This window comes from Variovorax paradoxus (genome assembly GCF_902712855.1).
Lineage (GTDB): Bacteria > Pseudomonadota > Gammaproteobacteria > Burkholderiales > Burkholderiaceae_C > Variovorax > Variovorax paradoxus_Q.
This window is the reverse complement of sequence record NZ_LR743507.1, coordinates 5442501-5461251: the sequence shown is the minus strand read 5'-3', so window position 1 is coordinate 5461251 and position 18751 is coordinate 5442501. Positions and strand designations below refer to the sequence as shown.

Sequence of the window (18751 nt, the reverse complement as noted above, 5' to 3'; positions counted from 1 at the left end):
CGGGGTCAGGCCTTCGGCGCTGGACGCGACTGCCGCTTGAACTCCGCGCAGTAGTCCTTCTCGGGCAAGGCGGCGGTACGCCAGGTCTTGTCGAAGTCGCCGGACATCGTGTCCGCTGCATCGGCATCGGCGGGCGCGGCCCGCATCCGCACCGTCGCGATGCGGACGTCGTCGGGCAGGTGTTGCGGCACGCCGAGTGCGCGCGTCACGTGGCCTGCACCGGCGATCAGCAGCACGGTCTGGCCGGGGCGCTTCGCCTTGACGATGGCCTGGGCCATCGCGCGATCGCGGCCGACCTGAACGCGGGTCATGGGCAAGATCTGCGATTCGGGCAGCATCCTGCAGTGGCCGTCGCGCACCGCGTCCTGCTGCGCGGCATAGGCCTCGCCGTTGAGTTGCACGTCGAGCGAGACATCGGCCATGGCGTCCTTCATGCGCGCACGCGGCAGGTTGGCGCCGACCACCGGCACGCCGGCCCTCACCGCCACCATCACCGCCGGGCCATAGCTGGCCCAGGGCCACGCCTTGTCGCTCCAGTCGAGCGCCGCGCGCACCTGCGCTTCGGTGGCGGCGGGAGCCAACGCGGCGGTGCTGCGGCCTTCTTCGGCCATTTCGAGCGCCAGCGCGGCGAGGTGGCCGCGCGCGACGAGCGCTTCGACCGTCTCGCGTTCGATCGCATGGTGCTCGGGCGCGTCGTGCTGCTCGCCGAGCAACAGCGCGTCGACCGGCTGCAGTGCGGCCACGCGGCGGGGGATGGGTGCATCGGGCGCGTCGGCGCCGAAGGGGAATACGCCGCAGCCCGCGAAGGCCGTCACGGCCAGCATCGGGAGCAGGAAGCGGGACGCCCGGAAGGGCCGGTGTGGAGGACGCATCGCCACATACTATGCCGTCGCTGCGCGGCGGCCGCGCCGTCCATTGCCGCTTGTGGCTGTACGCATCCTTCCGGCCTTTGCGTTTTCAGGACTGAATGGCGGCAAGAAGAAACGCCGATCGAAGAGTGGTTTTGGCCGCTGCTGCATGAAAAAAGCGCCCCGCGGGCGCTTTTTGCTGCCGGAAGACCGGAGAAGCAGGATCGGGCTGAATGCTCGCTCAGTGCACCAGAACCGGCGTGTGGGCCAGCTCAGCGTAGCCCTCGAGCGTGTCTTCCACTTCTTCCTGGGTGGGGGTGTTCAGCTGCCACGCGGCGATCTGCTGCTGGAACAGTTCAGCCCAGGAGCCATCGAGGTAGACCTCCTTGCCGGAGCGCTTGTCCACGATCTCGAAGCCGTGGCGTTCCAGCATCGGCCCGTTGGGCTGCGCGGGCTCGTCGCCTTCATTGGGCTGCACGTGCACGACGACGAAAGACTCCGAGTCATAAAGCATGTTCATGGCGGGCCCTGTGAGTATGTCGATGGCGTTCATGGGAGTTAGATAGCAATCAACGCGCCAGTTTCAAGTCTGGTTGTCTTTTAGTAAAACTAACGGTTTAACTTTTGCCTTTGACCTCGATAATGTGACTTTCTCCTCAGTTTGACGGTCCCGCAGGCAGGGATTCACGCAATTCCATGTCGGCGAAGTCGCCGTTGGGCTGTGTCTGTTTGATCCGCACCGGCAGGTAGCCGAGCTCGGGCGCCAGCCACAGTTCGAGCTTCACGTCGAACTCCTTGCGCGGACTGCGGGTGAGCTTTCGCACCGTGTATTCGCCCGCCTGCACGGTCATTCGTTCCTCGCCCTCGATGTTGAAGACCCAGGTGCCGGCCTCGCGCGTGCCGGCGGTCTGCACGGTGATGTGGCTGCCCGCAGGGTAGCGGGCCGGGTCGCCCGCCAGCAGGCCGCCGAGCTGCATCACCACGCTGAGCCGGTCCTGCGCACCGGGCACCAGCGGCACCGACGGCGCGTTGTTGCTGAACAGGATCTGCCCCTGGTCGCGCACGAAATGCGCCGCGATCTCGCCGCGGCGGCTCTCGGAGTAGCGGTCAGGCTCGATGCCCGACGGGCCGATCTTGCCGGTGCTGTGCTGGCTCAGGATCGTGCTGAAGAGCAGCTTGAGCGTGAGCCGCGCGTCGTAGCTGCTGCCGTCCTGCAGCCATTCGAGCGTGCCGAACACGCCCTGCATGGGCGAGGCGCCGCGCTGGCCGGTGGCCGCGAACGACAGCTTGACCGAGCCGGGCACGCGCAGCGATTGCGTGCCGGCGATGTTGCCGGCGGCGGGGCTCGACGCGCCTGCCGCACCGTCGCCCGCGCCATTCGGGCCGCCGGCCGGTGCATCGGGGGCTTTTGCTCCTGAATCGGTAGCGGCCTGGGCAGTCTGGTCGGGCGCGTCGGGTGTCTCCGGCACCGGCGCGACGGGCGCATCCGGCACCGGTTCGGGCGTGGTCATCACCTGCGGCGTCGGCGCGGGTTTCGGCTTCGGCACCGAGGGCGCGCGCGGGCGGCGCGGCTTGGGCGGTGGCGCCGGCGCGGCTTCCACCGGCGCGGCGGCCGGCGCGGCCGGCTTTGCCGCTTCCGGCGGCGCGATCACGATGGTGCGCGTGATGAATTTGTTCGCCAGCGGCGAGGGCTCCGGCCCGATGGCCGTCGGTGCCAGCCCGAGCACCAGCAGGTGGACCAGTGCGACCAGCAGCGTCAGCCCCGCCAGCACCCGCCACGACGGGCGCCCGGGCAGGCCGGGGGGCAGGGGGAGGTTGGCGACGGATGTCGGCATCGGTGTGTGGAGTGGCGTGTGGGCATGGAGTTTCACGAAGACCACCTCGGTACACTGCCGCCCGTTCAACCAGTTTAAGTGGGCGCAGCGCCCGGCCCGGTGCCCGCGCCGCATCCTCTCCTCCTGCACGCACCCAGGCACGCACCGCATCATGAAACTCGCCACCCTGAAGGACGGCTCGCGCGACGGACAACTCGTCGTTGTCTCGCGCGACCTCACGCTCGCCCACTACGCCACCGGCATCGCGAGCCGGCTGCAGCAGGTGCTGGACGACTGGGGCTTCATGAGCCCCCAGCTGCAGGACCTGTACGCCAACCTCAACGCCGGCCGCACGCGCCATGCCTTTCCGTTCGACCCGGCCATGTGCATGGCGCCGCTGCCGCGCGCCTACCAGTGGGCCGATGGCTCGGCCTACCTGAACCATGTGGAGCTGGTGCGCAAGGCGCGCAATGCCGAGGTGCCCGAGAGCTTCTACCAGGACCCGCTGATGTACCAGGGCGGCAGCGACGATTTCCTCGGCCCGACCGACGACGTCGTCGTGCCCAGCGAGGCGATGGGCATCGACTTCGAGGCCGAGATCGCCGTCGTCACCGGCGACGTGCGCATGGGCGCCACGCCCGAGCAGGCACTGGAAGGCATCCGCCTGGTGATGCTGGCCAACGACGTGAGCCTGCGCAACCTGATCCCGCCCGAACTCGCCAAGGGCTTCGGCTTCTTCCAGAGCAAGCCCGCCACCGCCTTCAGCCCCGTGGCCGTCACGCTCGACGAACTCGGCGAGGCCTGGCAGAAGGGCCGCGTGCACCTGGCGCTGCAAAGCAACTGGAACGGCCGCAAGGTCGGCCTGTGCGACGCCGGTCCCGAGATGACCTTCCACTTCGGCCAGCTCATCGCGCACATCGCCAAGACGCGCAACGTGCGCGCCGGCAGCATCGTCGGCAGCGGCACCGTGAGCAACAAGGGCGTCGAGAAGAACGGCCACATGGACTGGCCCAAGGGCTACTCGTGCATCGCCGAGAAGCGCTGCATCGAGACCATCCAGTCCGGCGCGCCCTATACCGACTTCATGAAGTTCGGCGACACCATCCGCATCGAGATGAAGGGCCTGGACGGCCGCTCGCTGTTCGGCGCCATCGACCAGGAGATCGTGTCCACGGCCGGGCGGCCGAAGGAGGCGCCGGTGTCGCTGGTGAAACCGCAGGGCGACGCGCCCGCCGAGGCTCAGGAAGAGGAAGCCTCGGGCGACTGAGCCGAGCCTTCCGGCGACGTGGGCGAAGTTGGCGAAGTTGGCGAAGTTGGCGAAGTTGGCGAAGTGGGCGGTGCGGAAGGCGCGCCCCGCAGCAGTTCCTTCTGCGACCGGATTCCCAGCCGCCGGAACGCCCGGTACTGATGCGTGCGCACCGTCGTGAGCTCGACGCCGATCTCGCGCGCGGCTTCCTTCGCCGTGCGGCCTGCCATCAGGTGCCCGATGACCTCGCGCTCGCGCAGGCTCAGCGCCAGCAGCCGCGAGCCCAGCCCCGGCTCGACGGCCTCGCGCACCGCGACCGCGCTGCGGCCGTGCGCCGCGGTGGCGTCGGCCAGCAGGGTGGCGTGCGCCTCGATGCGCGCGAAATCGGCCGCATCGAACTCGGGCTGCGCCAGGCTCCGGTAGAAGCTCACCGCCACGCGCTGGCCCGTGGGCAGGAGCAACAGCACCGAGGCGCGCTCGCGGATGCCCACGTCGCCGTAGCAGGCGGCGCGGTACGCGGGGTCGGCCACCTCGTCGGCGCGCTGGTGGCCCAGCCACAGCTGCGGGCGCTTGGGGAGCTTGCGCGCCGCCAGCCACGCCATGTTGGGGTCGAGCTGGTCGAAGCGCTGCGCCACGTAGCGCTCGGACGTGCGCTCGGCCGTGCTGCCGTAGCTGCTTGCGGCCGATACCGTCTCGATGCGCCCGGCCGCGCTGACCGAGAACACGGTGCAGAAGGTGACGGGCATCACGCGCTGCATCGCCTTCAGGTAGCTCGCCGCCAGGCGCGCGGTGCCCACGCCGGACAGCACGTCGCCGACCACGGCGGCGGCCAGTGCGGTGTCGGCAGGATGGAGGCGCCAGCGTCTCATGCGGATGGAATATCGACGGGATCAGGGTAATTACCTCGTACGAAGTTATGACATTGCCGCGGCCCGCGCATCGGGACAATCCCGTCGCATGACGATCCCTCCCGCCGCCGCTCCCGGCGATGCCGCCAGCGGTCCCGTGCCGCCGCCGGCCAGTGCCACCGAACTGCCGCCCTCCGTCGGCGCCTTCCACTACACGCGCTACAAGCCCTGGACGCCGCCGCTCGAACACGGCGAAGGCGAGGGCGTCGGCATGGAGCCCGGCCGCCACCCGGTGGTGATCGCGGGCGGCGGCCCGGTCGGCATGGCGCTCGCGCTGGGGCTCGCGAACCACGGCGTGCGCTGCGTCATCCTGGAAGCCGACGACACCGTGTGCGTCGGCAGCCGCGCGGCGTGCATCTCGCGGCGCAGCCTGGAGATCATGGAGCGCCTGGGCGTGCTGCCGGACTTCATGGCCAAGGGTCTGCCGTGGAGCGTGGGCCGCAGCTTCTACAAAACGGCCGAGGTGTTCCGCTTCGAGATGCCGACCGATGCGCAGCAGAAGCTGCCGCCGATGATCAATCTCGAGCAGTACTACGCCGAGCACTACCTGCTCGAGGAAATCTTCCGCCGCAACGAGCAGACGCCCGGCCTCATCGACATCCGCTGGGGCACCGAACTCACTGCGCTCGCGCAGGACGGCGAGGGCGTGACGCTCGACGTGCGCAACGCCGGGGGCGCCTACCGGCTCCACGGCCAGTGGCTCGCCGCCTGCGACGGCGGCCAGAGCTTCGTGCGCAAGGCGCTGGGTCTCGCGCTCGAGGGCACGGGCTACGAGGGCCGCTACGTGATCATCGACATCGAGCTGAAAAGCGGGCACCCGACCGAGCGCCGCGCCTGGTTCGACCCGCCGTGGAACCCCGGCTCCACGGTGCTGATGCATCGCCAGCCCGACGACATCTGGCGCATCGACTACCAGCTGCGCCCCGGCCAGGACACCGAGGAGGCACTGCAGCCGCCGGCCGTGGCCGAGTTCGTGCAGCGCCACCTCGACGCCATCGGCGAAGGCCATCTGCCTTGGAAGACGGTGTGGACCTCGGTGTACCGCGCGGGCGCGATGACGCTCGACAGCTACCGCCACGGCCGCGTGGTGTTCGCGGGCAACGCGGCACACGCGATGCCGATCTTCGGCGTGCGCGGGCTCAACTCGGGCTTCGACGATGCCGACAACCTCGCGTGGAAACTGGCCTTCGTCGCCAAGGGCCTGTCGGGCGCGGCGCTGCTCGACGCGTACTCCCAGGAGCGCATCGCGGCCTTCCATGTGAACGCCGAGAACGCGATGCGCAGCACCGAGTTCATGTCGCCGCCGTCGCGCGGCTTCGACCTGCTGCGCGAAGCCGCGCTGTCGTTGTCGGAGACGCACCGCGGCATCGCGCAGCTGATCAACCCGCGCCAGACGCAGGCCGTGCGCTATGCCGGTTCGCCGCTCTCGACCGAGGGCGAAGCGCTGCCCGGCGGCCCGCTGCCGGGCGAAGTGATGCCCGAGCAGCCACTCGCGCGCGGCCACCTCACCGATCTCATCGCGCCGACCTTCACGCTGCTGGTGCTGCGGCCCGAAGTGGCGTTGCCGCCGGCGGCCGACGTCGCCTCGGCGCGGCAAGGCGCATTGCCTTTTGCCGTGCGCACCATCGCCGGCCCTGGCTTCGACGACGCCGACGCGCATGCATCGCCCGCGGTGTTCGAGGAGCTCGGCGCGGGCGATGGCGCGGTGTACCTGCTGCGCCCCGACGGCCACGTGGCCGCGCGCTGGCACCGCCTCGCACCCGGCGCCCTGCAACCCGCGCTGGCCCGCGCCGCCGCACAGGAGCTTTCCGCATGACCACGACCACGACACACCTGCACCCCGACGCCCGCGACCGCCTCTACGCCGAATGCGCGCGCGCCATCAGCGAGGCGGGCGCCGAGCGCGAATCGCTGTTCCTCGCGCGGCTCGCGCTGCTGCTGTTCGAGCAGGTGGGCGACGAGGCGCGCTGCCGCGCCGCGCTGGCCGACGCGCTGCACGCGCTGCCCGTACCATCGCTGTCCGCTTCGTAAACAAGCTTTTCGATCAACACAAGCAACTGGAGACTGATCCATGGATCGCCGCACCCTTCTCGCCACGCTCGCCTCCGGCGCCGCCGTGGCCGCATCGCCCTTCGCCCACGCGCAGGAATACCCCCAGCAGCTCATCAGGTGGGTCGTGCCGTATCCGGCGGGCGGCGGCACCGACGTGATCGCGCGCGTGCTGGCCGAATCGATGCGCCAGACGCTGGGCCAGCAGATCGTGGTGGACAACCGCCCCGGCGCCTCGACCAACATCGGCGCCGACCTGGTCGCCAAGAGCAAGCCCGACGGCTACACGATCCTGTCGGCCGACAACGCCGTGCTGGCCTTCAACGAGCACCTGTTCAGCAAGCTGCCGTTCAACCCCGAGAAAGACTTCACCTACATCGGCGCGATCGGCAAGTTCCCGCTGGCGCTGGTCGTGCATCCCGACTTCCCGGCCAAGACCTTCAAGGAGTTCCTGGCCTACGTGAAGGCGAACCCCGGCAAGGTCAACTACGCATCGCCCGGCAACGGTTCGCCGCACCACCTGGCCATGGAGATGTTCAAGGTGCGCACCGGCACCTTCATCACCCACATCCCGTACCGCGGCGCGGCGCCGGCCATGGCCGACGTGATGGGCGGACAGGTGCCCTGCATGTTCCTCGACCTGGCTTCCGGTCTGTCGATCATGCAGAGCAACAAGGTGCGCGTGCTGGCCATCGGCTCGGGCGCGCGCAGCAAGCTGCTGCCCAACGTCCCGACGCTCGCCGAGGTCGGCGTGCCCAACACCGAGGTGTTCGCCTTCCAGGGCATCCTCGGCCCGGCCGGCCTGCCTGCCGCGGTGGTGAACAAGCTCAACGGCGACCTGAACAAGGCCTTCGGCACGCCCGCCGTGCAGAAGCGCTTCGAGGATTTCGGCATGGAAGCCATGCCCGGCACGCCGGCCCAGTTCGCCGCCCTGTCGCGCGCCGAGTCGAACCGCTGGGGACCCATCATCAAGCAGGCCGGAATCAAGCTCGACTGACCCGCCATGCGCGGAGGCCTTGCCCTCCGCCGGCTTCGTGAACACCGGGGAACCGGCGCTGCCGGGCCTCCAGTGTTGCCCCCGGTAGAGGGAAGGAGAAGCGACACGAAGTGCGCGATCCGGGGGCGAGCCAAGAAACACCGAGGAACCGGCTTTGCCGGGCCTCTGGTGTTGCCCCCGGTAGGGGGAAGGAGAAGCGACACGAAGTGCGCGCATCCTGGGGGCGAGCCTACCTAGCCTTGCGCGACCCGTCCTCGAAGACCTCGTCGTCGCGCTGCAACTCGCCGCTCTCGTCCCAGGCGCGCTCGCGCGTGACTCGGCCCTTGGCGTCGAAGCTGGACTCGGCCAGCAGCGAGCCCTTCTCGCTGAAGCGCTGGTGCGTGCCGATCGGAATCTGCCGGCCGCGGCCCACCACCTGATAGCGGCCCAGCGCGGCGCGCTCGCCGGTGTCGTAGAACTCGGTGATCTCGACGGTGCGGGTGTCGCCGCTGCCGCTGTACGCCGACTTGCTGCTCGGCTGGCCGTTGAGGTAGTAGCTGTCGTCGACGATCGGCTCGCCCGCGCTGTTCCAGCGCTGGTCGCGCACCAGCGTGCCTTTCTCGGAGAACGCCTGTTCGCGAACGCGCACGCTGGCGCGCTCCACCAGCAGATAAGCCGTCTCGCGGCGCTTCACGCCTTCGGACGAGTAGTTCTGCTCGGTGCGCTGGTTGCCCACCGTCTCGTCGAGCATGGCCGTCTTGCCGTTGTCGTAGAAATTCTGCAGACGGGTTCGCTTGCCCGACACGTACGACAGCCGTGAACGCAGGCTGCCTTGCGCGTCGAAGAGGTCGACCTGCGACGGGCCGGTGCCCGAGAAGCCACAGAGCCTGGCGTCGTCGACCGCGGGCGACAGCGTGGGCGCGTCGGCGCAGCGCAGCGCCGACAGCTGGCCGCGCTCGGTGAACTCGGCCGATGCGCGCTCGCTGTTGCTGCCGGTGTCGGGATAGAAGATGACGCGCCGCAGCTTGCCGTCGGGGTAGAAGCTGCGCACCAGGCCGCGCTCCTGGCCGTCGTCGTAGTTGGCCTCGCGCAGCACGCGGCCGGTGGGCGAGAACTCGCGCGCACGGCCCTGGATGTTGCCCTTGGCGTTGACGCTGTGCTCCTTGGCCAGCTTGCCCTTTTCGTAGATGCGCACGAGGCCCATGAATACGCCGTTCTGCAGCTGCTCCTCGCGCTGCAGCTCGCCGCTCGCGCGGTCCTTGCAGCGCAGCAGGCCCGTCTTGCCGGCGGTGGTGGCGCCGTTGGCGGGGTTCACGCTGCGGCCGTTGAGGTCGCAGTCGAGCTGCGCGTGGGCTGCGGCGGCGCCCAGCAGCGGCACCAGTGCTGCGAATGCGGCCCGCAGCAGTCGCCCCGGCTTGCCCGGGAGCGCCGCGGGTCTGCAGAAAGGGGCGCGGCGCGGGCTCACTTGTCGTAAAGCGTGTCGAGGGAACGGAAGCCCTTGACCTCGATCGGATTGCCGAACGGGTCGCAGAAGAACATCGTCCATTGCTCGCCCGGCTGGCCTTCGAAGCGCACGTGCGGCTTCAGCACGAACTCGGTGCCTGCCGCCTCCAGCCGTGCGGCCAGTGCCTGCCAGTCGGGCAGCGCGAGCGCCAGGCCGAAATGCGGCATGGGCACCAGTGCGTCGCCCACGCGGCCGGTGCGGGTGGTGGCGAAGGGCTCACCGAGGTGAAGCGAGATCTGGTGGCCGAAGAAATCGAAATCGACCCAGGTGTCGGTGCTGCGGCCCTCGGCGCAACCGAGCACGCCGCCGTAGAAATGGCGGGCGCCGTCGAGGTCGCGAACGTGAAAGGCAAGATGGAAGATGCTCTGCATGGTTTCGGATTATGGGCAGCGGTGCTGTGAGAATGCCGGACTTTCTTTCATCGTGGAGCGAGCCTTGCGGATACTCCGGATCCTCGTCGCGAAGATGCGCGACATCGATTTTTCGGCGCCCATGCGCCTCGTGCAGCGGCTGCCGCGCCTGTCCTCCGGACTGCTGGCGGGCGCCTGCTGCGTCTTTGCATTCGCCCCGGCGCATGCCGCCTGCCCGCCCTCGGCCATTGCCAGCCTCGAGAAGCCGGGCACTGCGCTGCGCAACGGCGTCGACCGCGGCGTGCTCTGGCGCATCGAGCGCGACGGGCGCACCTCGTGGCTCTACGGCACGCTGCACGTGGGCCGCGGCGATTGGGTGCGGCCCGGCCCGACCATCCAGAAGGCGCTGACCCAGAGCGACACGCTCGCGCTGGAACTCGACTCGCGCGACGAGGCCACCGCCCAGGCACTGGCCCGGCCGGCCGACCCCGGCGTGCTGTCGCGCGTGCTCACCAGCGAGCGCGCCCGCCGGCTCGAGAGGCAGGCGTCGGAGGCCTGCGTGCCGCCGGGCAGCCTGTCGCAGCTGCAGCCGATCCTGCAGGTGACCGCGCTGTCCGGCCTGGTTGCGCGCGCCGACGGGCTCTACCCCGAGTTCGGCGTGGACGAGACCCTGGCCGTCTCGGCACGCAACAACAACAAGCCCATCGTCGCACTCGAGAGCGCCGCCGAGCAGCTCAAGGTGCTCACCGGTGGCTCCGAGGCGGAGGAGGCCGAGCAGGTCGATGCCGCGCTCGACGAACTCGAGTCGGGCAAGCTGCGCGGCCAACTCAAGGAAATGGCCGACGTCTGGGCGCGCAGCGATGCCGCGCGCCTGGCGCGCTACGCCGACTGGTGCGACTGCGTGAAGACGCCGGCCGAGCAGCGCCTCATGAAGCGCCTGCTCGACGACCGCAATCCGAACCTCGCCGACGGCATCGAGCGTCTGCACGCCAGCGGCAAGGGGGTGTTCGCCGCGGTCGGCGCGCTGCACATGATCGGCGCGCAGGGACTCCCGGCGCTGATGTCGGCGCGCGGCTTCACCGTGACGCCGGTGCTGGTCGATGCGCAGGCGCAGACGGCGGCGCCCATAGCGGCCTTGCCCGCGCCGTCGCCGGCACCCAGGGCGGCCGCGCGCGGCGGCAAGGCCGTGAAGGGACAGCGCGGGCAGAAGGCCGCGCCGGCGGCCAAGGGCGGAACGGCAGGCGCGCCGGCCAAGGCCGCGCCCGCCGCCAAGGGCGGGAAGGCGAGCGCCGCAAAGGCCCCGGCCAAGACCGCATCCAAGGCCGCGGCCCCTGCCGCCAAGGGCAAAGTGCGCAGATAATCGCGACCGCCATGCACCTGCAGCGCCTGCCCACCCGCCTCGTCGGCCTTCTCGGCCGCTGGGTGCTGCTGTGGTTCGTGCTGTCGCTGGGCGTAGCGGTGGCGTCGCCGCTGGTGCATCCGCAGGCGATGGAGCTGGTGTGCTCCAGCGCCGGCTCCATCAAGGTGGTGGTCCACACCGAGGACGGCGCCCAGGAAATGGGCGCCTCCCACATGGACTGCCCGCTGTGCGTGCTGACCGGCGCCCCGCCGCCGGCCATGGCGACGCCCGCTTTCGATCTTCCCTTGCCGCTGGGCCGCGTGGTCCAGGCGATTCCTGCCGCGCGACTGGCCGCGGCCACCGCCGCGCCGCTGCCGGCGCGCGGGCCCCCGACCCTCTCCTGACGCTCTCAAAACCATAGCTGCATGCGCACGCACGACGTGCGCATCCGGCCTTTCTGGCTTGAAGTTTCGTGGAGAAGGTTTCCCTTGAAAAAGCATTCCCGCGCCTTGGCGATCGCCATGGCATTTCCCCTTGGCGCACCTGCGCTGGCGCAGCAGCAGGCCACTTCCGCCGAAGCCCCGGCCGAAGCCGCTGAAAGCGTGACCGGCGGCCGCGCGCTCGGCACCGTCACCGTGACCGGCGGGCGCCCGACCTCGCTGCCCGCGCAGATCCCGACCACCATCGAAGGCGTGACGCACGACCAGATCGTGGAAACCGTCAACGCGACCGACAGCGAAGACGCGCTCAAGTACCTGCCGAGCCTGGTGGTGCGCAAGCGCTACATCGGCGACTTCAACCACGCGGTGCTCGCCACGCGCGCATCGGGCACGGGCAACAGCGCGCGCTCGATGGTGTTCGCCGACGGGATCATGCTGTCCAACCCGCTGGGCAACGGCGCCACCTACGCGCCGCGCTGGGGCATGGTGTCGCCCGAGGAGATCGAACGCGTCGACGTGCTGTACGGGCCGTTCTCGGCCGCCTACCCCGGCAACTCGGTGGGCGCGGTGGTCGACTACGTCACGCGCATGCCCACGCAGCTCGAGGCGCACGTCAAGCTCAGCGGCTTCGCGTCGAACTTCGACCTGTACAACAGCCATTCCTCGCCAGCCGGCCAGCAGCTCGACCTGTCGCTGGGCAGCCGCAGCGGCGACTGGTCGTGGTGGCTCAGCGCCTCGCGCACCCACAGCAAGGGACAGGCGCTGGTGTTCGGCAACCGGCTGGTGAGCGCCGGAACCATCGGCAATGCGGGCACGCCCGTCACCGGCGCGGCGCCGGGGCTCAACCCGTCGAACCAGCCGTGGTGGCTGGTGGGCGGGTCGACCATCTACGACACCACCCAGGAGCAGGCCAAGCTCAAGGTGGCGTACGACTTCTCGCCCACCGTGCGCGCCACCTACACGCTGGGCGCCTGGAACAACACCACGCACGGCGGCGTCGACACCTACCTGCGCGACCCGCTCGGCCGGCCGGTGTACGGCGGGCGCGTGAACATCGCCGGGCGCACGTACAACCTCGATTCGCCGAGCGCAGCGCTCGCGCCGACCGAGACCGCGCTCACCCACTACATGCACGGCCTCTCGGTGAAGAGCCACACCGGCGGCGTGTTCGACTGGGAAGTGGCGGCCAGCCTGTTCGACTACGCGCGCGACACCTCGCGCACGCCCACCACGCCGCTGCCCGCCGCCTTCGGCGGCGGCCCGGGCCGCACGACCGACATGGGCGGCTCCGGCTGGAACACCTTCAAGGCCGCCGGCACCTGGCGGCCGACCGGCTCCGCCGACGGCGTGGGCGCGCACGTGGTCGACTTCGGCTTCCAGCAGGACACCGCGCGCCTGCGCACGAACGTCGGCAACACGCTCGACTGGATCGGCGGGCCGCCCGTCACGCCGTTCTCGGCCTTCAACGGCAACACCCGGCTGCAGTCGCTCTACGTGCAGGACACCTGGCGCTTCGCGAAGGACTGGAAGACCACGCTCGGCCTGCGCCACGAGCGCTGGGAAGCCTACGGCGGCCAGCTCGGCAACGCGAACACGCTGCTGGACTTCGCACCGCGCAGGAACAGCTACGACTCGCCGAAGGCCGCCGTCGCCTGGCAGGCCACGTCCGACTGGCTGCTGAAGGCCTCGACCGGCCGCGCGGTGCGCATGCCGACCGTGACCGAGCTCTACCAGGGCTCGATCGACGGCAACCGCATCGTCAACACCAACCCGAACCTGCGCCCCGAGCGCTCGTGGACCACCGAGCTCAGCGCCGAACGCGACCTGAAGGGCTGGGGGCTCGACGGCGTGCTGCGCACCACCTTGTTCTTCGAGAACACCAAGGACGCGCTGTACAGCCAGGCCCTGAACAACCTCGTGAGCACCGTGCAGAACGTAGACGCCATCCGCACCCGCGGGCTCGAGGTGGCCCTGAATGCGGTCGACGTGGGCGTGAAGGGCTTCGACCTGAGCGGCAGCCTCACGCTGACCCGATCGAAGATCGCGGCCAACAGCGGCTTTCCGGCCAGCGTCGGCCACGACCAGCCGCGCGTGCCGCGGGTGCGCGCGTCGCTGCTCGCCACCTACCGGCCCGACGCGAAGTGGAGCTACACCGTCGGCGCGCGCTACAGCGGCAAGCAGTACGGCACGCTCGACAGCAGCGACCCGAACGGCTTCGCCTACATGGGCTTCTCGAAGTTCTTCGTGGTCGACGCGCGCATCCGCTACCGGATCGACCGGCAGTGGAGCGCCTCCTTCGGCATCGACAACCTGAACAACAACAGGTACTGGGCCTTCCACCCGTATCCGCAGCGCACCTACGTGGCCGAACTCAAGTTCGACCTTTGACTCCCGCATCCCAACCGCAAGGACCACACCACATGACGAAGAAGAATCCGCTGGCTACGCTGAAGACCATCGCCGCATGCGCGATGCTGACGGGCGTGAGCGCCGCTCTTGCCCACGTGACGCTGCCGCCGGGCGGCGCCACCGTGGGCAGCGATTACGACGCGGCCTTCCGCGTTGGCCACGCCTGCCAGGGCGCCAAGGCCACCACCGGACTGGCCGTGCGCCTGCCCAAGGGCTTCGTGCTGAGCGACGCGCAGGCGCGCAAGGGCTGGAAGCTCGATGTGAAGAAGGGCGAGAAGAACGCCGACGGCGAGGTCCGCTGGACCGCCGAGACCCCCGACAGCGCCCTGCCCAACAGCGAGCGCGCCGAGTTCGTGCTGCGCGGCAAGGTGCCCGCGACACCTGGCACCCTGTGGTTCAAGGTGCTGCAGACCTGCGACACCGGCGTGGCCGACTGGGCCGAAGTGCCGGCGTCGGGCAATTCCACCGCCGGCCTGAAGAGCCCGGCCGCAAAGCTCGACGTGGTGGCGCAGGGCGTGGCCACGGTCGACGTGCGCGACGGCTGGGTCCGCCAGTCGGTGGCGGGCCAGAGCGGCACCGGCGCCTTCATGAAGCTGACTGCGCCCACCGGCACGAAGCTGGTGGGCGTCTCGACGCCCGCCGCCGGCAACGCCGAGGTGCACGAGATGAAGATGGAAGGCGACGTCATGAAGATGCGCGAACTCGCAGGCGGGCTCGACCTGCCCGCGGGCCAGACGGTGGAACTCAAGCCCGGCGGCTTCCACGTGATGATGACGGACCTGAAGGGTGCGCTGGCCAAGGGCGCCACCGTGCCGATGACGCTGAGGTTCGAGGACTCCAAGGGTGTGAAGACGGCGCTGGACGTGACGCTGCCCGTGGGCGCGCCCGAAGGTGCCGATGCCGCCGCAGCGGCGCATCAGCACAAGCACTGATCTTCTTCAGAGCAGCGAGTCGGGCGCCAGCGGCCCGAAGAGCCTGAGCATCAGCCGCAGCGACAGGCTGGTGTCGGGCTCGGTGGTGGCGTCCTTCAGGCCGCTGTCCTTCGGGGCGCGCCATACCAGCGCGCCGTCGGCCAGCTCCACATGCCACGAGCGCTCGGCCATGCCGCGCTCGATCTGCGCCGACGCCGCGCGCGACAGCTCGTCGTTGCGGATCAGCAGCGCGATCTCGGTGTTCTGCAATTGCGAGCGCAGGTCGAGGTTCATCGATCCGACCACCAGCAGCCGGCCGTCCATCACCAGCACCTTCGAGTGCAGCATCGCGCGCGACTCCCCGGTCACGCTGCCGCTGCCCATGCCGCCCGCACGGCCACCGCTGCCAGCGCCTCCTCCCCCGCCGCTGCTCCCGGTGGACCCGAAGACCGTGCCGAAATTGCTCTGCTCGCTGCGCAATTCGTAGAGCTCGATGCCCATCTTCAGCAGCGCCTCCCGGTGCCGGGCATAGCCCACGTGCGCCACCGGCGCGTCGTTGGAGGCCAGCGAGTTCGTCAGCACGCGAATGCGCACGCCTCGCGCACGCGCTGCGGAGAAGGCCTGCAGCATGTCCTTGCCGGGCACGAAGTAGGGCGAAATGATGAGCAGGTCGGAGCGTGCCTGGCCGATCAGCTGCAGCAGCCCCTCGACCACCGTGTCGCCGCCGGCGGCGAGGCCGGAGGCGGCTTCCAGCGAGGTGACGCTGCGCGAAGCGCCGGCCTTGTCGTCGGGCCGGCTGACGACCAGGCCCGGCGCCTTGGCGGTGTCCGGCCCGGAATCGGCGGCGATCTTCCCCGGCTTGTCGGCCAGCATCACGGCCGGCGCCCAGACGAAGGTGGCGGTGCGCAGGTCGAGCGGCTTCTCGTCCCAGACGCGGGCGCGCTGCTCCGCGGTGGGCGGGCCGTTGTCGTCGGGCTTGCTGCGGGGCTCCGCGGCGGGCGCGTCGTCGTGGTCGCGCAGTGCCTGCTCGACCAGTTCCTGGTCGGCCTTCTTCGCGCGCTCGCGCATCGACTGCAGCTCCTCGCGCGTGACCAGCGACTGCACCGGGTAGGCGCGCTCGTTGTTCCAGTAGCTGTCGAAGCTGCGCGACAAGTCCTGCACGATCGGGCCCGCCGCCAGCACGTCGACGTCGACGAAGTTGCCGGTGTTCGCATTGCCGAAGTAGGCGTCGCCCAGGTTGCGCCCGCCCGTGACGCCCAGCACGTTGTCGGCCAGAAACAGCTTGTTGTGCATGCGCTGCTGGATGCGCGAGGCGTCGTCGATCGAGTTGAACAGCCGGCTGAAGGTGGAGTCGCGCGAGCCGGCCAGCGGGTTGAACAGCCGCATCTCGATGTTGGGAATGAAGGCCAGGCCGAGCACCAGTGCGTCGCGGCCGGTGGTGTGGAAGTCGTCGAGCAGCACCCGCACCCGCACGCCGCGTTCGGCCGCCGCGCGCAGCCCGCGCACCAGCCGGCCGGTGCTGGCGTCGGCGTGGATCGCGTAGTACTGCAGGTCGAGCGTCTTCTGCGCGCCTTCGACCAGCGCCAGCCGGCTGCCGTAGGCGGCCTGCGGGCCGCCGAGCAGCAGGAAGCCGGATTCGTAGCGCGCCTTCTCGGCCTGCCGGCGCTGCCGGACCAGGTCGGCCAGCGCGGTCCCGGTGGCCGGGGCCGCGATGGCGGTGGAGACGGGACGGTCGACGTTCTGAGGCAGCTGCGCGCAGGCGCTCAGGATCAGCAGCGCGAGGAGGGCCGGCAGTGCGGCGGTCCGGCGGAAAAACGTCAGGAAGGAAGAAGGCATGCGGCTCCCGGGGCTTGGAGGGGGAGCCGCATGTATAGCCTAGTCTGCGGCTGCCGCGCGTCGGACGTGCGGCGGGACGCAAGACAGGCGCCGGCGCGGATGCCGGCGATGGCGTCAGCGGCCGGTGGCCAGTTCTTCCTGGCGCTCGAGCGCCGCCAGCAGTTCGTCGTCGATCTTCGCGTGGCGCTCGGCCATCTCCGCCGCGCGTGAGGCGTCGCTGGCATAGATGGCGCCGCCGTCGAGCTCGAGCATCTCGGTGATGCGCTTCTGTTCTTCCTCGAGCGCCTCGATCTGGGCGGGCAGGGCGTCGAGCTCGCGCTGCTCCTTGTAAGAGAGCTTCTTGCGGACGCCCACGGCCTTCGGGGTTTCCGCCAACGGCGCTGGCGCCGGGGCCGCCACGGGGGCGGGCGCCGCGGCGGCGCGCTGCTCGGCGATCTCCCTGGCGCGCCTGGACTGGATCAGCCAGTCCTGCACGCTGCCTTCGTACTCGCGCCAGCGGCCGTCGCCCTCGTAGGCGATGGTGCTGGTCACCACGTTGTCGAGGAACGTCCGGTCGTGGCTCACGAGGAACACGGTGCCGTCGTAGTCCTGCAGCAGGGTTTCGAGCAGCTCGAGGGTGTCGATGTCGAGGTCGTTGGTCGGCTCGTCGAGCACCAGCACGTTGGCCGGCCGCGCGAACAGTCGCGCCAGCAGCAGGCGGTTGCGTTCGCCGCCGCTGAGCGAGCGCACGGGGGAATTGGCGCGCGCCGGGGAGAAGAGGAAGTCCGACAGGTAGCTCTTGACGTGCTTCTTCTGCGTGCCGATCTCGATCCACTCGCTGCCAGGGCTGATGAAGTCTTCCAGCGTGGCGTCGAGGTCGAGCTTGTCGCGCATCTGGTCGAAATACGCCACCTGCAGGTTCGTGCCGCGGCGGATCTTGCCGCTGTCGGGCTCGAGTTCGCCGAGGATGAGCTTCAGCAGGGTGGTCTTGCCGGCGCCGTTGGGCCCGAGCAGCCCCACCTTGTCGCCGCGCAGGATGGTGCCGCTGAACTTGCGGATGACGGTCTTCTCGCCGAAGGACTTGGTGGCTTCCGTGAGTTCGGCCACGATCTTTCCGCTGGACTGGCCCGAAGCCACGTCCATGTTGACGCTGCCCTGCACCTCGCGACGGGCGGCCCGGCTCGCGCGCAACTCCTGCAGGCGGGTGATACGGCTCTGGCTGCGCGTGCGGCGCGCTTCCACGCCCTTGCGGATCCAGATCTCTTCCTGGGCGAGCAGCTTGTCGGCCTTGGCGCTGATCACGGCTTCCTGCGCGAGCTGCTCTTCCTTCTGCAGCAGGTACTGCTCGAAGTTGCCGGGGTAGGAGCCCAGCTTGCCCCGATCGAGTTCGACGATGCGGGTGGCGACGCGGTTCAGGAAGCTGCGGTCGTGGGTGATGGTGACGATGCTGCCCTTGAAGTCGATGAGCAGTTGCTCGAGCCACTCGATGGAGTCGAGGTCCAGGTGGTTGGTGGGCTCGTCGAGCAGCAGGACGTCGGGTGCGGCCACCAGGGCCTGGGCCAGGGCCACGCGCTTGCGCGTGCCGCCCGAGAGGGAGCCGACGCGGGCGCCGCGGTCGAGATGGAGGCGGTGCAGCGTTTCTTCCACGCGCTGCTCCCAGTTCCAGGCGTCGTAGGCCTCGATCTGCGACTGGAGCGCGTCGAGATCGAGCCCTTCCGCACCGGAGAGGTAGAGGTCGCGCACCGCGATCACGGGGGCCAGGCCCTGGCTCGCCGCCGTGAAGACATCCGAATCCATGTCCAGCGCAGGTTCCTGGGCCACATAGGCGACGCGCAGGTTCTGCTGGAGTTGGAGCGTGCCGTCATCGGCCTTCTCCAGTCCGCCCAGTATCTTGAGGAGCGACGACTTGCCTGCACCATTGCGGCCGATCAGGCCGATGCGTTCCGATTCGAGAAGAGAGAAGTCCGCATGATCCAGCAGCGGGACGTGACCGAACGCCAATTGGGCGTCGAGGAGTGTGATGAGTGCCATGTGGCGCGAATTATCGGAGGAGCCACCAAGGAGGGTGATCCAGGGGGAAGATTGCGCTCCTCTATATAGGTGTGGGCTGAGGAGGGGCGTTGCTTCCCTATTTAGATAGAG

At 69.7% G+C, this 18751-nt stretch carries 16 protein-coding genes; 8 read left to right on the top strand and 8 right to left on the bottom strand.

Features of this window, described 5'->3' with window-relative positions:
* Positions 1-5: 5 nt before the first annotated feature.
* From AACL56_RS25905 to AACL56_RS25895, 3 genes are all read right to left on the bottom strand, one after another.
* Positions 6-872 (bottom strand): ChaN family lipoprotein, encoded by an 867-nt coding sequence (locus AACL56_RS25905; protein ID WP_339092654.1) that lies wholly within the window; start codon positions 870-872, stop codon positions 6-8.
* 217 nt (positions 873-1089) lie between these two features.
* Positions 1090-1401, bottom strand: a complete 312-nt coding sequence (locus AACL56_RS25900) for a BTH_I0359 family protein (RefSeq protein WP_339092653.1) — start codon at positions 1399-1401, stop codon at positions 1090-1092.
* A 103-nt stretch (positions 1402-1504) separates the two neighbouring features.
* Complete coding sequence (locus AACL56_RS25895) at positions 1505-2683, bottom strand: DUF3108 domain-containing protein (protein WP_339092652.1); 1179 nt, start codon at positions 2681-2683, stop codon at positions 1505-1507.
* 151 nt (positions 2684-2834) lie between these two features.
* On the opposite strand from AACL56_RS25895, the gene AACL56_RS25890 reads away from it, so the two are divergent.
* On the top strand, positions 2835-3929 hold the full coding sequence (locus tag AACL56_RS25890; RefSeq protein ID WP_339092651.1) for a fumarylacetoacetate hydrolase family protein: 1095 nt from the start codon (positions 2835-2837) through the stop codon (positions 3927-3929).
* Here AACL56_RS25890 and AACL56_RS25885 read toward each other — a convergent pair.
* Positions 3902-4777 carry a helix-turn-helix transcriptional regulator gene (locus tag AACL56_RS25885; RefSeq protein WP_339092650.1) on the bottom strand — a complete coding sequence of 292 codons (876 nt, stop codon included), beginning with the start codon at positions 4775-4777 and terminating at the stop codon, positions 3902-3904. The genes AACL56_RS25890 and AACL56_RS25885 overlap by 28 nt on opposite strands.
* 88 nt (positions 4778-4865) lie before the next feature.
* On the opposite strand from AACL56_RS25885, the gene AACL56_RS25880 reads away from it, so the two are divergent.
* Genes AACL56_RS25880 through AACL56_RS25870 form a run of 3 tightly spaced genes read left to right on the top strand, consistent with a single transcriptional unit; the run spans position 4866 to position 7862 of the window.
* On the top strand, positions 4866-6632 hold the full coding sequence (locus AACL56_RS25880) for an FAD-dependent monooxygenase (RefSeq protein ID WP_339092649.1): 1767 nt from the start codon (positions 4866-4868) through the stop codon (positions 6630-6632).
* Positions 6629-6847 (top strand): hypothetical protein, encoded by a 219-nt coding sequence (locus AACL56_RS25875; RefSeq protein WP_339092648.1) that lies wholly within the window; start codon positions 6629-6631, stop codon positions 6845-6847. The genes AACL56_RS25880 and AACL56_RS25875 overlap by 4 nt, the downstream gene beginning before the upstream one ends.
* 40 nt (positions 6848-6887) lie before the next feature.
* Positions 6888-7862 carry a Bug family tripartite tricarboxylate transporter substrate binding protein gene (locus tag AACL56_RS25870; RefSeq protein ID WP_339092647.1) on the top strand — a complete coding sequence of 325 codons (975 nt, stop codon included), beginning with the start codon at positions 6888-6890 and terminating at the stop codon, positions 7860-7862.
* Positions 7863-8091: 229 nt separating this feature from the next.
* On the opposite strand, the gene AACL56_RS25865 is transcribed toward AACL56_RS25870, so the two are convergent.
* Together AACL56_RS25865 and AACL56_RS25860 are read right to left on the bottom strand one after the other, a co-directional pair.
* The gene (locus tag AACL56_RS25865) at positions 8092-9306 is read right to left on the bottom strand and encodes a toxin-antitoxin system YwqK family antitoxin (RefSeq protein WP_425337044.1); all 1215 of its coding nucleotides are present in this window, start codon (positions 9304-9306) and stop codon (positions 8092-8094) included.
* The gene (locus AACL56_RS25860; RefSeq protein ID WP_339092646.1) at positions 9303-9716 is read right to left on the bottom strand and encodes a VOC family protein; all 414 of its coding nucleotides are present in this window, start codon (positions 9714-9716) and stop codon (positions 9303-9305) included. The genes AACL56_RS25865 and AACL56_RS25860 overlap by 4 nt, the downstream gene beginning before the upstream one ends.
* A gap of 64 nt (positions 9717-9780) precedes the next feature.
* Here AACL56_RS25860 and AACL56_RS25855 point away from each other — a divergent pair, with 64 nt between their 5' ends.
* The 4 genes from AACL56_RS25855 to AACL56_RS25840 all read left to right on the top strand — a co-directional run bounded on the left by AACL56_RS25855 (position 9781) and on the right by AACL56_RS25840 (position 14815).
* Complete coding sequence (locus tag AACL56_RS25855; protein ID WP_339092645.1) at positions 9781-11055, top strand: TraB/GumN family protein; 1275 nt, start codon at positions 9781-9783, stop codon at positions 11053-11055.
* A gap of 11 nt (positions 11056-11066) precedes the next feature.
* Positions 11067-11438 carry a DUF2946 family protein gene (locus tag AACL56_RS25850; protein WP_339092644.1) on the top strand — a complete coding sequence of 124 codons (372 nt, stop codon included), beginning with the start codon at positions 11067-11069 and terminating at the stop codon, positions 11436-11438.
* A 117-nt stretch (positions 11439-11555) separates the two neighbouring features.
* On the top strand, positions 11556-13862 hold the full coding sequence (locus AACL56_RS25845) for a TonB-dependent receptor (protein ID WP_339092642.1): 2307 nt from the start codon (positions 11556-11558) through the stop codon (positions 13860-13862).
* Positions 13863-13894: 32 nt separating this feature from the next.
* Complete coding sequence (locus AACL56_RS25840; RefSeq protein ID WP_339092640.1) at positions 13895-14815, top strand: copper chaperone PCu(A)C; 921 nt, start codon at positions 13895-13897, stop codon at positions 14813-14815.
* Positions 14816-14821: 6 nt separating this feature from the next.
* Here the strand turns inward: AACL56_RS25840 and AACL56_RS25835 are convergent, their stop codons facing one another.
* A complete protein-coding gene (locus AACL56_RS25835; RefSeq protein WP_339092639.1) occupies positions 14822-16630 on the bottom strand; it encodes a phospholipase D family protein in 1809 nt (602 codons plus the stop codon).
* 114 nt (positions 16631-16744) lie between these two features.
* Positions 16745-18640, bottom strand: a complete 1896-nt coding sequence (locus AACL56_RS25830; protein ID WP_339092638.1) for an ATP-binding cassette domain-containing protein — start codon at positions 18638-18640, stop codon at positions 16745-16747.
* Positions 18641-18751: the final 111 nt, after the last annotated feature.